This is a genomic window from Rheinheimera oceanensis (genome assembly GCF_018831085.1).
In the GTDB taxonomy this organism is placed as follows: domain Bacteria; phylum Pseudomonadota; class Gammaproteobacteria; order Enterobacterales; family Alteromonadaceae; genus Alishewanella; species Alishewanella oceanensis.
The window spans coordinates 236,398-251,628 of sequence record NZ_JAGPNM010000002.1; the positions used below are offsets into that span (position 1 = coordinate 236,398).

The following is a 15,231-nucleotide window of genomic DNA, read 5'->3' on the forward strand; positions in this document are numbered from 1 at the left end:
CTAAATGGATCAGGCTGATAATACTTGTTTTAATCCTTCCGTGGGATCAACGTCCAGTGCCTGGCAGTAACGTACGTATTCAATTACATCTAAACGCCGTTCCTGGTTTTCTACTTTACCTATAAAAGAGTGCGGTGTACCCAAAATTTCAGACAGGCTGCGCATAGTATGACCTTTTTCCTGACGCTGCCGTTTTAACCAGACACACAGACGCTTATTTTCATCAGAAATTACGCTTTTTGTACCTTTCATGTTTTTTTCTTCTCCCAGCGTGTTACGCTTTTATTATGTCAAAAATACTTCCTGCAAAAATCAAAACCCTATTGCAAACGCAATAAGCAATAAAAATCGGTTAATTAAACCACAGGATGCGACAAGCGTACAGCCACAACTGTTAAAATATGTATTACGACTTTACAATCGTCAGAACTGGCGTAATTTTCAGCAACAGAGTAACGCAAACCCAGGCAAAGCCATGCCAGGTATCTAACAGAGATCAAGATGATAAAATTATTTTATTTAATGCCAATACTGATGTGTGCACTTTGGTACTGGTACCTAAAGCAATCAGGCTGGACTATCCGCCAGGGTAAAAAAGGCTTTGCTTACATTATTGCTTTTAATGGCTGCATTGCGCTGGCATTGTGGGGCATCATGCTGCTGACTCAACGCTGAGCCAGCAACATACTTAACATAAGGATGTGTAGTTTTTATTTTACAAAAACAACTGCCGCTTATACTGAAAAAGACGAGCCACAACCGCAAGTTGTCGTCGCGTTGGGGTTTTGTACAATAAAACGGCTGCCTTGCAAACCTTCGGTATAATCTACCACACCACCCATCAGATACTGCAGGCTCATAGGGTCTACGACCATGGCAACACCCTGTTTCTCTACAACGAAATCGCCATCATTCACTTTCTCGTCGAAGGTAAAGCCATACTGAAAACCAGAACAGCCACCACCAGTAATATACACCCGTAGCTTTAACTCAGGGTTTTCCTCTTCACTGACCAGCAATGCTACTTTGCGTGCTGCCGCTTCAGTAAATTCAATTGGTACAGCTGGTTCTGACATAACAACTCCACAGGTTTAGCTAAGGGGCAAATTATCTAATACCTGACTAATTTATTCAAGTATTAGCCCTGTTCAGCGCAGATTAGTTATCCCCTTCGATAATTAAGCCGAGTTCTCAGCAACTTATGTTAAACTCTGTATTAACTATTACGGGTGTTATGGCTTATGCAGCGCTGGCAGATCTGGCTTCCGTCTTTACAACGTCGTTTAGCTTTACCGCAAACCTCCTTGCAACTCTGTGTACTGGGGGTGTTGGGCGGGCTGGCGGCCTCCATTCTGATTATTTTATTCCGCTTAGCCATTATTGGCCTGCAAAGCTTTTTTTTAGATCGTACCGACGACTTTTCTACTGTTGGTACAGATATTCGCTGGATGCTCCCGCTTGGCGCTGCGGTATTAATTGGCATTATCGCCTGGATCACCGGCTATAAACATTACCGTCTCGGCATTCCCTTTGTTATTCATAGAATAAAGCTCAAATACGGCATGATGCCAACCCGCAATACCCTAAACCAGTTTTTTGGCGGCATACTGGCACTGGCAGGTGGCTTTTCTGTTGGCCGGGAAGGCCCATCGGTACATTTAGGTGCTTATGGTGCCAGCACCCTGGGTAAGTATCTGCAATTGCCATACAACAGCATTCGTATTCTGGCAGGCTGCGGTATTGCCGCTGGTATTTCAGCCTCTTTTAATACTCCGTTGGCTGCAGTTATTTTTGTAATGGAAGTAGTGCTGCGTGAATACCGCGTGCATGTATTTATTCCTATTATGCTGTCATCCGTAGTGGGTGCTCTGGTGACACAAACCGTTTTTGGCAGCGACAGAGAGCTGGCACTACTGAATATAGTGTCTATCAGCGGCTGGCATATACCCTATCTGGTGCTGTGTGGCGTTGTGTTCGGTGCAATCGCTTTTGTGTTTAACAAAAACATGATGCGTCTGATCAAACTGTTTAAAAGCTGGCCTTTGATATTGCGTTTATGCCTCGCCGCTGTGCTTACTGCGGCTGTGGGTTATGTTATTCCGCATGCAATGGGTTCTGAAACAGGTGCTATTTACTACGCTGTAAATGCCCCCAATGACATAGCCCTGTTGCTGACCATTTTTATCGGTAAAATGCTGCTAACTTTGTTTGCCCTGGGCTTAGGTGTACCCGGCGGTGTTATTGGCCCGGTGTTTGGTATCGGCATTGTGCTGGGTACTTTGCTGGCTATTGTTCCGTCTGCCATTATTGGTGATAACAGTATTGCCGGTACTTATGCGGTGCTGGGCATGGCCGGGTTGATGGCAGCCACTATGCATGCACCACTGGCTGCCCTGGTAGCCGTAATGGAGCTGGCACATAATCCCGGCATTATTGTGCCCGCCATGGTGGTAATAACCACGGCTTATATTACCGGTGTGCAGTTTTTTAATAACAAATCTATTTTTTTACTGCAGCTCGACTTTTTACAAATGCCTTATAAGCTGTCTCCTGCTGACGATGTATTACAAAAAGTAGGTGTGCTGGCACTTTTGGACAATCAGTATCAGCTGCTTGATAACCCCGACGAGTCACAAGTGCTGCAGGCTCTGGATAAGCTGGAACCGCCGCATCAATTACTGGTAAAACGTGATTCAGGCGCTCAGAGCACCTTTTTGCTGGCAAGTTATGATGTGCAGCTGTCAATGACAGGTGCCAGTGCCGTGCAGTACTTGCCGCTAAAGGGCTTAACGCATCAGGCTACTATGGCCGAGGTGTTTGCCATTTTAGAAGATAAGCGCGAAGGCGCAGTATATATATATCGCGAAGAAGAACCACAACAGCTGATCGGCATTATCCGCTGGGATCAGGTGCGCAGTTTATTGGTAAAACAGAACAACTTACTATGACAATTATACTTGTATACAAAGCCTTACATGTGTTTTTTATGGTTGCCTGGTTTGCCGGCATCTTTTATTTACCACGCTTGTTTGTTTATCACGCTGGCACAACCAGCCCCGACTGCGATGCCGAGTTTAAGGTGATGGAGCGCCGCTTACTCTACTTTGTCACACCTTTTGCCTTACTTACACTGGTATTTGGCTTACTACTTATTCACAGTTATGGCGCGGCCTGGTTTAAGGCCAGCCAATGGCTGCACTATAAACTGCTGTTGGTGATGTTGCTGTATGGGTATCACGCTTTTTGTTTTAAATTACTGGCTGATTTTAAACACAACCGTAACCGGCGCAGCCCGCGTTTTTACCGTATTTTTAATGAAGTGCCGGTACTGGTTTTGTTGGCTATTATCCTGCTGGCGTACTTAAAACCTATGTAGCAACGTATTCGCTTTTAGCCGGTGGTTTCGCGTATAATGCCGCCGTTTATTGCCGGTGCCGGGCCAGCTCCGGCCCGGGTTAATTCTTAGTGAAAAGAGCACTGACTATGAGCTTTAAAGGCGAACACATCCTCTCGGTAAACCAGTTTGACCGTGACACCATTCAGCACGTTTTTCAGATAGCCCGCAACATGCAGCCTTATGCCAGCCGGCAAAAACGTACCAAGGTACTTGAAGGCGCTATTTTAGGTAACCTGTTTTTTGAGCCCAGCACCCGTACCCGGGTGAGTTTTGGCTGTGCATTTAACTTACTTGGCGGTGAAGTACGCGAAACTACCGGTATGGAGTCGTCAGCGTTATCTAAAGGCGAATCGTTATTTGATACTGCAAGGGTGATCAGCAGCTACAGCGATGTTATTGCTATGCGCCACCCACAGGCAGGCTCGGTTGCCGAATTTGCTCTGGGTAGCCGGGTACCGGTATTAAATGGCGGAGATGGCGCCAATGAGCACCCTACTCAGGCCCTGCTGGATTTATTCACTATTGAGCGTGAGCTGGCATCTTCAGGCCAAAGCATCGATGGCATGCATATCGCTATGGTGGGCGACTTAAAATTTGGCCGCACCGTGCACTCGTTATCCAAACTGTTAAAACTGTATAAAAATCTGCGCTTTACGCTTATTTCACCCAAAGAACTGGCCATGCCGGATGATATTGTCAGCGCTATTGAAAATGCCGGCCATCAGGTAAATGTTACAGATGTGCTGGAAGGCAACCTGAATGCAGATATTGTTTACCAGACCCGTATTCAGGAAGAGCGTTTTCCGTCAAAAACAGAAGCCAATTTATATCGTGGAAAATTCCGCTTAAACCAGGAAATTTATACCCGCTACTGTAAATCCAACACCGTGATTATGCATCCGCTGCCGCGTGATTCACGCATTGAGGCCAATGAATTGGATAACGATTTAAACCTGAACCCCAACCTGGCTATTTTCCGCCAGGCAGATAACGGTATTCTGGTGCGAATGGCCTTATTTGCCTTAACGCTGGGCGTTGAAGGAATTATTACCAACTACGAATGCACTGTGCCCTGGTATAGCAATAAACACAGTGGCTAGTACAGCATATAGCTGTTTCAACTTATTTATCGGAAACTGATTTATGTCTTTATCTGCAGAACTGTTTCAACGTGCCCAGCACACCATACCCGGCGGTGTAAACTCACCTGTGCGGGCTTTTAAAAGTGTCGGGGGTACACCGGTATTTATCGACCGTGCCGACGGTGCTTACCTGTTTGATGTGGATGGCAAACGTTATATTGATTATATCGGCTCCTGGGGCCCAATGCTGTTGGGCCATAACCACCCGGCTATCCGTAATGCCGTTATTGAAGCTGCCGCCAAGGGCTTAAGTTTTGGTGCGCCCTGCCCGGCAGAGGTAACCATGGCTGAGCTGGTAAGCAAACTGGTACCATCAATGGAAATGGTGCGGATGGTTAGCTCAGGTACAGAAGCCACTATGAGCGCCATTCGCTTAGCGCGTGGCTATACCGGCCGCAATACCATAGTTAAATTTGAAGGCTGCTACCATGGCCATGCTGACTCATTGCTGGTAAAAGCCGGTTCAGGCGCACTGACGCTTGGCGTACCAAACTCACCTGGTGTGCCAACCGATTTTGCCAAATACACGCTCACCAGCGAATTTAACAACCTGTCACAGTTAGAGCAGTTATTCGCACAGCACGGCGACGATATCGCCTGTATTATTGTCGAGCCTGTAGCTGGCAACATGAACTGCATTCCGCCCGCCCCCGGCTTTTTACAAGGCCTGCGCCAGTTGTGCGATCAATATGGTGCTGTACTGATATTTGACGAGGTAATGACAGGTTTTCGTGTAGCACTGGGTGGAGCTCAGGCCGTATATAACGTTAAGCCGGATTTAACGACACTGGGTAAAATTATCGGTGGCGGTATGCCGGTTGGTGCCTTTGGCGGTAAACGCGAGATTATGCAGCATATTGCTCCGCTGGGACCGGTGTATCAGGCCGGCACATTGTCGGGCAATCCTATTGCGATGGCTGCAGGCCTGGCTGCATTAACTGAGATCAGCAAAGCTGGCGTTTATCAGGCTTTAACAGCTAAAACGACACAGCTCATTAATGGTATCAGCGCAGCTGCGGCAAAACACGGCGTGCCACTGGCAACCAATCAGGTGGGCGGTATGTTTGGTTTTTTCTTTACAGCTGAACCCACTGTAACTAACTTCATTCAGGCAACACAGTGTGACGTTGAAGCATTTAAACGCTTCTTCCACCTGATGTTACAACAAGGTATTTACCTGGCACCTTCAGCCTATGAAGCCGGTTTTTTATCGCTGGCACACAGTGAAGAAGATCTGGCACAAACTATTTTTGCGGCAGAGCACAGCTTTAAACAACTTTAACGACGGTTTTGCAGCCAGACAATATCGGTATCGTACGGCCGTTGCCGTACGATATAGCCAAGACCATCGCCATCGCTGTATATTGCCACCGGCATTTCCTGTTCTGCTACCAGTACTGCATTCACTTGCTGTGATAACCAGTCAAAACGATAAACCGTGATATTGTCATCTGCCAGCCAATAAATACCGGTGTTGTCAGTAAACCATTGTTCGCCAGTGCTGCTACGCCAGTTAATTTGCACCGGCAAGCTGATTAGCTCCTGTGCCGGCGTGAATAAAGCCAGGTTTACAGTATCAGAAAATTGCAGCACTAAACTCTGCTCTGGGCCACAACGCACATCTGTAACGCCTGGCATAATACTCTCAGGCATAGCACCTTTTTCTGTCATTAAAACCCAGCCATCTGCTGTAAGAGCTGTCCAGTATAACTTGCCGTGGCAACTGGCGTACCGCCCTGCTGATGCTACATTGTGATACTGCAGTAGCTGGCCTGATGCTAAATCAAGCTGATACAGGCTGGTGTTAATTAATACCAGTAATTGCTGCTGATGCCATAACATTTGCTGTACATGCTGTTGTTCAGTAAAGCGGGTGATTTGCATACTATCGCGCTGTTGCGCCAGCCAGATTTGGCTAAGCCCGGCACGCTCTGATACAAATGCGGCCTGGCCAGTACCGCTCACGGCCAGCAGGCGCTCGCTACGGTTACTGACATGCCATGGCAGCAACTTAATGCCACCGGTTACTGCCGGGCCATTCTCCACCCTGAGGATATCTGTGGTGTAGTCTAAAAACTGTGTTGCCAGCACCTGGCCCGGATACCTTGATGCCTGGGTCAAGTCACGTGTCAGTGGCCCCAGCCCCTGCCTGCTGTTTGATTTTAGCGAGACAATTTGTAGCTCCTGCTGCCCGGCAGATAACAATAACTGCCGCTCATCCCACCAGCTAAACTGGGTAATAACATAAGGAAAATCCAATAATTGCTCAAATTCACCGTCTGGCAGTGTTAACTTCAGCAAAACTGACTGATTGGGCGTTTGCTGAGCAACAAAGTACAGGGTGTCATTACGAATTAACATATGCGAAATATCGCGCCAGTGATTATCCTGTGACAGCAACAGCTCAGCGGCTTGTCCGGGCAATGCACTCCAGAGCTGCAGCTGATTAGTAGCAGCATCGGTATCCAGCCACAGCAACTTCTGCTGCCACATTGCAGCCCCCTGAGGCAGCACTTTCTGACAGGGCCAGAGTAATTCAGGCTGAGTTGCCGGTTTTACATGCTGACGATAAAAGTAACAACCATTGTCTTGATGTTCGCCACGAAAAATGATGCGCTCCGGGTCCAGCCACAACGCCTGAGACAACTGGCGGTATTTTTGTGGCATATGCTCAACCCTGAGATCTGTCAGGTTCTGCAAGCTCCAGTTAAATAAAGTACTGTCTACAGCTTTATGCTGATACAACACATGAGCACCATCAGGTGTTAATACCGGCCAGTATTCCTGCCCGCTTAACGCACTTATAGGGGTAATGGTATCAGGTAACTTTATCAACGGCGTTGAGGTATAGGTTGCCAGTACGTATGCCAGGCTGGCACAGCCAATAATCACCGCTACCGCAGTACCGGCAATAAAGCGCCAGGCTGGTCGTGGCTTTTCATCAGTATCAATGTCGATCGCTGCTGTTGTTACAGCAGTATCCGCTGTAACAACAGCTATATCCTGTAATTTGGCCGGTTTAATAGTCGCCAGCCAGCGATAACCTTTTTTTGATGCCGTCTCTATATAGCTTGGCGCACGTACATCGTCGCCAAGCACTTTGCGTAATGCGCCAACAGCACGCATAACTGCAGCATCAGTACCTTCATCTGCAGGCCAGACTTTTTCAATCAGTGTGTCTTTGGCCAGCAAAACACCGGGGTGTAGTAAAAAGTAATTCAGCAGGCTGTGTAAACGGGGCTCCAGCCGGACCATATCGTCTGCACTAGTGGCATCAACCGGCCACAGCTGACCATAGATCACCTGATAATACCAGTTTCCAATTTGTACCACGGGGTCAAGATTTGACATTAAGGTCCGCCCGACAATTGATTGTCTGGGCGGATTATACCTTAACTATAAGAAATGTTTAGCGTTGTTAATTAAGGGACGTTTAAGCCAGTTTCAACTTATCGCTGCTGGTATCTTCGGCTTTATCTTTACTATCTTTTATCGTCATCGGCGAATAATTATCGGGTACGGTACAAATCGGATAAAAAAAACAAGCATAGAGTTGCTGATCATTTGCGCCTGAGGTATTGAGAATATCTGTTTTTTTTGCAGCAATGCCGGTAGCGCCCAGCAAAACGACAAACATAATTGTAAGTGTAGTTTTCATTTCCAGCTCCTGAGTTATTGTTGGCTTACAGGCCAACCATAGGAGCATCAACTCGTTATAACTCGATGACTTTCAGATAAATTCTTTATAAAACATCGACGTCGCTGTCAATTATGGCAATATCCATATCACCAAAATCATATTCCAGCATAAAAATAAATTTTTCGTCAGCACTGATACTAAAGCGGCCAAATTGGATCGGCTCCAGCACGTTGATAATTTCATCTGTGGCAAAATCAAGATAATTCAGCCGGTAGTTGAGCTCATCAACAAGATAAGAGTAATAAATACCTGTTTTTCGCAGCTCAAATTTCAGCATAACTTGTGTTTCGGGCAATTCTATTTTTAGTTTTTCCGGCTGTTCACCAGGCCACTGTATGTAAAATTGTTTATCTCTGCTGCTACGCCAGAAGGCATAGCCGGCATAATAACTTTCATAATAATACTCTTTGTCATTGGCAAAAATTTCGCGTTTGCCAAGATCATTAATATCACGTTGTATAACCTGCCAGCGTCCTTGCCGGGCCTCAGAATAAAACAGTGATTTACCATCTCTGGACCAACTGGGCGAAGCCAGCACAGCACCTTTCTCGCCGGCTATTTTTAGTGGGTTACCCTCAATATCAAATAGCCATAACTCGTCATTTAGCTGCACCATTAACCTGCTGCCATCCGGTGAAAACATTAAACTGCGAATACGCTGATCATCATTAAAATTTGTTAGCTGTTTTTGGCGGCCATCATTATAAAACAGCCATACCTGCTGCGAGCCGGAACGCCTTGATACAACCGCCGTTGGGCTATTATCTAAAGGATTGGCCTCGACAAACGTTTCATTGCGGTTAGAGCTAAATACCGCTTCATTATGAGCTTCATTATTTTTTATGCGGTTTGCCACTTTTTTAGGATTGATTCTGGAGAAATTACCGATAGATGCAACAATTTTGCCTGAGGTTGTAACTTGCAGCTCGCTGGCATAAGCGTCCGTGTAGGCGAGAATAGTAGGTTCGCCTTTATCAAGCCATACCCGGCCAAGCGCATTCGATGCCGATGGATAAATAACAGAGCGGTCTGTTAAATCCCAGTCTACATTACCTGGAACAGTATCAGGTATTTTTGTTAATAACCGTGTTGATCTGTCGGCAAGGTTAAGCAACCAGATTTGTGCAGAGCCAGCTGCTTCTCTTAAAAAAACCAGCTTATCCCCCGAGCGGGAATAACGCGCGGCATAGTCACCAAAACTGCTTGAAGGCGGTACCGTCAGCACTTCGGAGATAGTGTTATCAACCGATGTCATCTGTAAAACCAGCTGCTTTTTTACTTCATCCATATTTGGGTAAACAATATAGCGGCCATCCGGTGACCAGGTAATTCTGATCGATACCGATTTTTCACCACAGTGTTTGAGCAGGTTATCTTCCTGCACCTGCATTTTATCCGCGCTAAGTGACATTAGCCGGATTTCGCATTTCTCATTCGGATAATAACGCTGGTAAGCTATTTTAGTTCCATCAGGGCTAAATACTGCACCCAAACTGTTGTATGATTTATCAGTTAGCTGCACCCTTTTATGTTCCTGTAAATCCTGCAGCATCAGTACAGAACCAACAGTAGCATCAGGCGCTGCATAGCTGTAAACCAGATATCGTTCATCCACAGACACATTATGATAAAACTCCAGGCCATCCAGTGAGGTGACAGGGGTATAACGCCACATAGGGATGGTACCGGCGCTATCATCAGTTGCGGTATGATCTGCCGGCCATAGCCACCAGATAACAGCCATTACCAGCAATGCCGCCAGAGCAAATATGCTAATGAGTATCGGTTTTGATTTTAGTGGGGTGGTATCGGTGCGCGCCGCACTAAATACAAGCTCGGTATCTTCTTTAGCGGCCAGTGGCACTATTTCAGATACGGGTGCGATAAAGCGATAACCGCGCTTAGGAATAGTTTCAATATAACGGGGCTCTCGGGTGTCATCACCCAGCGCGACCCTTAATACCCTTATAACACGGGTTACCCTGCCGTCAGACACATCGCGGATACCCCATACATCAAGCAGCAGCTCATCTTTTGTAACCAGCTTGCCTGCGTTGACAATAAAGTAGTTTGCGACCTTCTGACACAGGTTATCTAAATCTGCGGTAATACTCAGCCTACCCTCTGCATCAAACTTCATCAGCTTGTCCTGCTCAGGTATATACTGCCATTCACCAACCTGTAACAGCTGGTTTGGTTTTATCGCCATAGGTTCAGACAATCGTTGTTATTCTTCTATACATTCGGTTGGTAATGGCATTTCAACTGAAATCGCAGGCAATAACAATACGTTAAGGCAATTTTGTGGCTGCGGATAGCCAGTTTTTACAGAGAATGCCTGTAAAGATACCTGTTCAGGCATGGCTCTGAGTAGTGAATTCACGCCTTGCAACGTAAAATAGCGGCTAAAAACATTTAACGCTCCGCTAGCCCCGGTTAGCCCTATAGCTTTATTATCATCCCGGCCTAACCACACTGTCATCAGCGTTTGCTGATCAAAACCGCTAAACCAGCTGTCCCGGTAATCGCTGGATGTCCCTGTTTTACCCGCCAGAATTTCACCGGGAAACACCGAACTCAAAGCCCGGGCCGTACCTGTTTTTGCTGCCTGGATCAGCGCATACTGCAGTAAATACACTTCTTGCTCATTATAGCGCCGCGTAAGTTGGTGATCGCGCAGATGCAGTGGGTGGCCGTTTGCATCAGTTACTGCATATAAGGTGCTAAGCTGCTGATGCATACCATTGTTGGCCAGCGTCTGGTACAGCTGTGTTACCTCCAGCGGGCTTAGCTCAACAGCCCCTAACAAGGCCGCCGGATGCAGTTTTACTCTACGCTTTAATCCCAGCTTACGTAAACCGTCACTGACAGCAGGCAGGCCAAGCTGCAATCCCAGCCTTACTGTGGGAATATTTAATGAATTAACCAGTGCATCCAGCAAGCTTACCTGGCCTCTGAATTTTTTATCAAAATTCTGCGGCTGCCAATCCTGATCGTTGCTACGTAAGCGGATCGGGCTATCGTCCAGCGGTGTGGCTAACGTATAGCGGCCACGTTGAGCCAAAGCTTCAAGAAAAATAACCGGCTTTACAATGCTGCCAATCTGGCGTCTGGCATCGGTAGCACGGTTAAAACCGCCCTGTACCGCCACTTTACTTCCTACCATAGCGTTAATTTCTGCCTGCCGGTAGTCTACTACTACAGCAGCAGCCTGTAATTCCGGGTCCAGCGGGGCAAGCTGGCTGCTAACAGCCTGCTCAATTGCAGCCTGGGCCTGAGTATCAAGATAAGTAAATACTTTGATGCCTTTGTCACGGTACTGCTCGTCAATACTCAACTGGCGCAGCTCTTTTTTTACCGCATCCAGATAAGAAGCAAAACCGGTATTCATATACTGGTTGCGCGAAATCACGGCTACCGGCTGCTCTACCGCCTGCTCGTATTGCTTACGGTCAAGAAATTTTTGCTCAAACATCAACCGCAAAACCAAATCACGCCGCTCTTTAGCCCGTGCCGGAAAACGGCGGGGATCAAAGTACGACGGCCCCTTTAAAATACCGATCATCAAGGCGTATTCTGCTGTCGTTAATTCAGTCAGCGGCTTGCCAAAGTAAAACCGGCTACCCAGGCCAACGCCATGCACGGCATTGGCATAATTTTGCCCGACAAACACTTCATTCAGATAGGCTTCAAGAATTTGATCTTTGTTAAAGCGATAATCCAGCACCAGCGCGATCATGGCCTCATTGATCTTACGCCACAAGGTGCGATCGCTGCTAAGGTACATATTCTTTGCCAATTGCTGTGTCAGCGTTGATCCCCCCTGCACAGTGCGCCCGGCTGTAATATTTACCCACAGCGCCCGCAGTACTGCCAGCGGCGACACCCCATGGTGGTGATAAAAATCACGATCTTCAACCAATAGCAAGGTATCTTTAAATATCTCAGGCACTTGCTGCAGCTGCACCAGTTCGCGGTCTTCCTGCTGTGCAGATACCAGGTGGTCAATCAACTGAGGTTCAAGCCGGGCAAAGTTCAGCGCTTCTTTTTGCTGGCGCTGAGTAATGCGGTTAATGCCACCCCGGTTAAACTCGACACTAAACTGCTGCGCCGCCTCATAGCCTTCGACATACATAAAGGGGCGCCGGTAAACTGAAACATGATTGCGCGACACGCTATATTGGCCGGCGCCCGATAACGCCGGATTACGCTGATACTGCAGTGAGTTCAGTTGCTGAATAAACTGCTGCTGTGTCAGAATTTTGCCCGGATACAGCTCTATACTCTTGGCATAAATTTGTGCCGGAACCTGCCATTTCTGGCCACTAAACTTTTTACTTATTTTGCTATCCAGATACAGAAAATAAAAAGCCAGCAGCACTAGCAGCAACACCACCACTTTAGCCAACAGCCACAATGGCTTATGCCACCAGACTGTACGCAGCACACCGGGCGCAGCACGTTTTTTACTGCTGCGCCCGGAGCTGGTTTTTTTACTGCTCATCGTAACATAGCCTTTTTAGTTTTCGTTGTCGGCATGGCCTGCGCCGGATCTTCCGGCCAATAATGTTTAGGGTAGCGTCCGCGCATTTCTTTTCTGGCCTCCTGCCAGGCATTTTGCCAGAAACTGGCTAAATTCTGCGTTACCTGCAGGGGTTGTCTGGAGGGTGACAACAGCTCTACCGTGACCGTTATTTTGCCCTGCAATAATGTTGGCGACTGCATCTGACCATACATTTCCTGAACCCGCACTGAAAGTCTGGGGCCGCCCTCAGCCAGATAATTAATACTCAGCCTTGAACCGGTGGGTGCCTGCCAGTGTGTGGGTAATAACTGGTTCAATAGCTGTTGTTGCTGATAACTTAAACATTGCAGCAGCGCCTCATACAGTGGGATCTGCGCTAAAGCCGTGCTTTTACTGATTTGTGCCAGATAACTGCCAAGCCATACCGGTAAAGCGGCCAGTAAAGCATCATCAGAAAAATCCGGCCAGCCAGCATCGCTCTGCTGTTGCTGCAGTAACATAACTCTTGCGCGCAGCTGTAATGCAGTGTCGGTCCAGTTCAGGCAACTCAGGCCTTTATTACTAATATAGGTTTGCCACGCCAACTGCTTTTGCTCTGCAGTTAACTGTAAAGCCGCAGGTTTAGCCGCCAGTAAACACTGACCAAACTTTAGTTGTTGTTCGGTAAAAAAGCTGCCGCTTTTATCATCCCAGAAGGTTTGAATTTGCCAGCTAAGCTCAGCCTGCCAGTCAGATAACACCGCATCAGGGCTGATACTGACCGCATGGTAAATGCGGTTTTCGCGGCCAAACTGCTGCATATGTAATACTACCAGCCAGGGCTGGCCGCTAAGACTGTGATTGTCCTGCAGCACTGCGCCGATGCCATTAGCTAACTGATATCCCTGGCCCCGGCGTTTGGCCAGCCGGTCCGGAAAGGCCCGCAGAGCCAGTACTGGCAGTAATTCCAGCGGTAATATTTCGCTTAGCTGACAACCAAGCAAACGGGCAAAATTTTGCGCCTGCTGCCATTGTTGCGGCAGTGTCTGCTTAACACGGCCTGGCAGGCTGTATATATCGCCCTGCAGCACGCGCGTATCTTCAAGTATTGCCGCCAGTATACAAGCCAGTGCTTGTGCATGTTGACTCCCTTGCAGCTCCAGGTGCTGCGCATGCAGCAACATAGCGGCTAATCTGGGATCCGTACCCAGCTTGTGCGCCTGGCGGCCGCTGGTAGTAATAATACCTTTATTGTCCATAAAACTCAGTTGCAGCAACAACTGCTCTGCCACAGCTACATTTGCGGCCGGTGGCGGTGTTAGCCAGTGTAAATCGTTTACCTGACAACCCCAGGCCGCAACTTCCAGCCGCAGGGCGGTTAAATCGCTTATTTCTATCTCGGGGGCGTCAAACCGGGCGCGGCGCTGCCATTTTTCTGCGGTGTCCAGCCGGTAGCAATGGCCGGGAGACAAACGCCCGGCGCGCCCGGAACGCTGCGTGGCGGCGGCCTGGCTAATAGCGGCAGTTTCCAGCACAGTTAACCCCTGGCGCGGGTTAAACCGGCTTTGCCGGCACAGGCCGCTGTCTATCACCACGCTAATGCCATCTATGGTTAAGCTGGTTTCTGCCAGATTAGTTGACAATACAACTTTGCGCACACCTGCTGGCGGCGGTGCAATAGCGGCCTGCTGCTGCGCCAGTGTCAGGCTACCCAATAAACGGTGCAGTTGCACATTAGCAGCTAACCCCTGCTGCTCCAGCAGTTGGGCACTTTGGTTAATTTCAGCCTGGCCAGGTAAAAACACCAGAATATTGCCGTTATGTTTATTCAACGCCTGCTGCACTAAAGCAGCAATCTGCTGTGCCAGAGGTTGACTCCCCGGCAGGGCATATTCCACCGTTACCGGGTAACTACGCCCCTCACTGGCTATTACCGGTGCATCAAGTTTATTCGCCAGCTGCGCCATATCCAACGTGGCCGACATAATTAATAACTGCAGTTCAGGCCGTAATTGTTGTACTTCCAGGCATAGTGCCAGTGCTAAATCAGCATGTAGTGAACGCTCGTGGAATTCATCAAACAGCAAAAGATCCACAGCTGTCAGTTCAGGATCTTGCTGTAATTTGCGCGTGAGTACGCCTTCAGTAACAATAAGCAACCGGGTTTTACTGCTGTATTTTTGCTCCTGACGGATCTGATAACCGACGGTTTCGCCGACAGCTTCACCCAGTTGTGTCGCCAGGTAAGCAGCAATACTCTTGGCCGCCAGGCGGCGCGGCTCCAGCATTAACAGCTTTTTATCTGAAAAATCAGCATGCTGTAATAAGTACAACGGCAGATACGTCGATTTGCCAGCCCCGGGCGGGGCTGACAAAATCACTTTATTATGTTGCTGCAACAGTGACAGCAATTGCGGAAAAATTTCAGCGACAGGTAACACAACTTAACCCGGAAAAACCCTATTGGCGTCAGTTTACCCTGTTTTAG

Annotated in this window: 12 protein-coding genes; 5 read left to right on the forward strand and 7 right to left on the reverse strand. The window is 47.9% G+C overall.

The window, feature by feature from the left end:
- Nucleotides 1–9: 9 nt before the first annotated feature.
- Entirely contained in the window at nt 10–252 is a 243-nt protein-coding gene (locus tag J3B89_RS05710) for a helix-turn-helix domain-containing protein (protein WP_068232674.1), read from the reverse strand.
- A gap of 249 nt (nt 253–501) precedes the next feature.
- Here J3B89_RS05710 and J3B89_RS05715 point away from each other — a divergent pair, with 249 nt between their 5' ends.
- Entirely contained in the window at nt 502–675 is a 174-nt protein-coding gene (locus J3B89_RS05715; protein WP_215396556.1) for a hypothetical protein, read from the forward strand.
- A gap of 59 nt (nt 676–734) precedes the next feature.
- Here the strand turns inward: J3B89_RS05715 and erpA are convergent, their stop codons facing one another.
- Nucleotides 735–1,076, reverse strand: a complete 342-nt coding sequence (erpA, locus tag J3B89_RS05720; RefSeq protein ID WP_215396557.1) for an iron-sulfur cluster insertion protein ErpA — start codon at nt 1,074–1,076, stop codon at nt 735–737.
- Nucleotides 1,077–1,241: 165 nt separating this feature from the next.
- Here erpA and J3B89_RS05725 point away from each other — a divergent pair, with 165 nt between their 5' ends.
- From J3B89_RS05725 to hemL, 4 genes are all read left to right on the forward strand, one after another.
- A complete protein-coding gene (locus J3B89_RS05725; RefSeq protein WP_215396558.1) occupies nt 1,242–2,948 on the forward strand; it encodes a chloride channel protein in 1,707 nt (568 codons plus the stop codon).
- Nucleotides 2,945–3,376 (forward strand): CopD family protein, encoded by a 432-nt coding sequence (locus J3B89_RS05730; RefSeq protein WP_215396559.1) that lies wholly within the window; start codon nt 2,945–2,947, stop codon nt 3,374–3,376. The genes J3B89_RS05725 and J3B89_RS05730 overlap by 4 nt, the downstream gene beginning before the upstream one ends.
- Before the next feature lie 107 nt (nt 3,377–3,483).
- Complete coding sequence (locus tag J3B89_RS05735; RefSeq protein ID WP_215396560.1) at nt 3,484–4,497, forward strand: aspartate carbamoyltransferase; 1,014 nt, start codon at nt 3,484–3,486, stop codon at nt 4,495–4,497.
- A gap of 43 nt (nt 4,498–4,540) precedes the next feature.
- Nucleotides 4,541–5,821: a glutamate-1-semialdehyde 2,1-aminomutase gene (gene hemL, locus J3B89_RS05740; RefSeq protein WP_215396561.1), complete on the forward strand. Its 1,281-nt coding sequence runs from the start codon at nt 4,541–4,543 to the stop codon at nt 5,819–5,821.
- Here the strand turns inward: hemL and J3B89_RS05745 are convergent.
- The 5 genes from J3B89_RS05745 to hrpB form a co-directional block, all read right to left on the reverse strand.
- Nucleotides 5,818–7,890, reverse strand: a complete 2,073-nt coding sequence (locus J3B89_RS05745; RefSeq protein ID WP_215396562.1) for a winged helix-turn-helix domain-containing protein — start codon at nt 7,888–7,890, stop codon at nt 5,818–5,820. The two genes, hemL and J3B89_RS05745, sit on opposite strands and share 4 nt — an antisense overlap.
- 82 nt (nt 7,891–7,972) lie before the next feature.
- Nucleotides 7,973–8,197, reverse strand: coding sequence for a hypothetical protein (locus J3B89_RS05750; protein WP_215396563.1), 225 nt, complete (start codon nt 8,195–8,197; stop codon nt 7,973–7,975).
- A gap of 85 nt (nt 8,198–8,282) precedes the next feature.
- The gene (locus tag J3B89_RS05755; RefSeq protein ID WP_215396564.1) at nt 8,283–10,460 is read right to left on the reverse strand and encodes a winged helix-turn-helix domain-containing protein; all 2,178 of its coding nucleotides are present in this window, start codon (nt 10,458–10,460) and stop codon (nt 8,283–8,285) included.
- 6 nt (nt 10,461–10,466) lie between these two features.
- Nucleotides 10,467–12,743 carry a penicillin-binding protein 1B gene (gene mrcB, locus J3B89_RS05760; RefSeq protein WP_215396565.1) on the reverse strand — a complete coding sequence of 759 codons (2,277 nt, stop codon included), beginning with the start codon at nt 12,741–12,743 and terminating at the stop codon, nt 10,467–10,469.
- On the reverse strand, nt 12,740–15,184 hold the full coding sequence (gene hrpB, locus J3B89_RS05765; RefSeq protein WP_215396566.1) for an ATP-dependent helicase HrpB: 2,445 nt from the start codon (nt 15,182–15,184) through the stop codon (nt 12,740–12,742). The genes mrcB and hrpB overlap by 4 nt, the downstream gene beginning before the upstream one ends.
- Between the last annotated feature and the right edge of the window lie 47 nt (nt 15,185–15,231).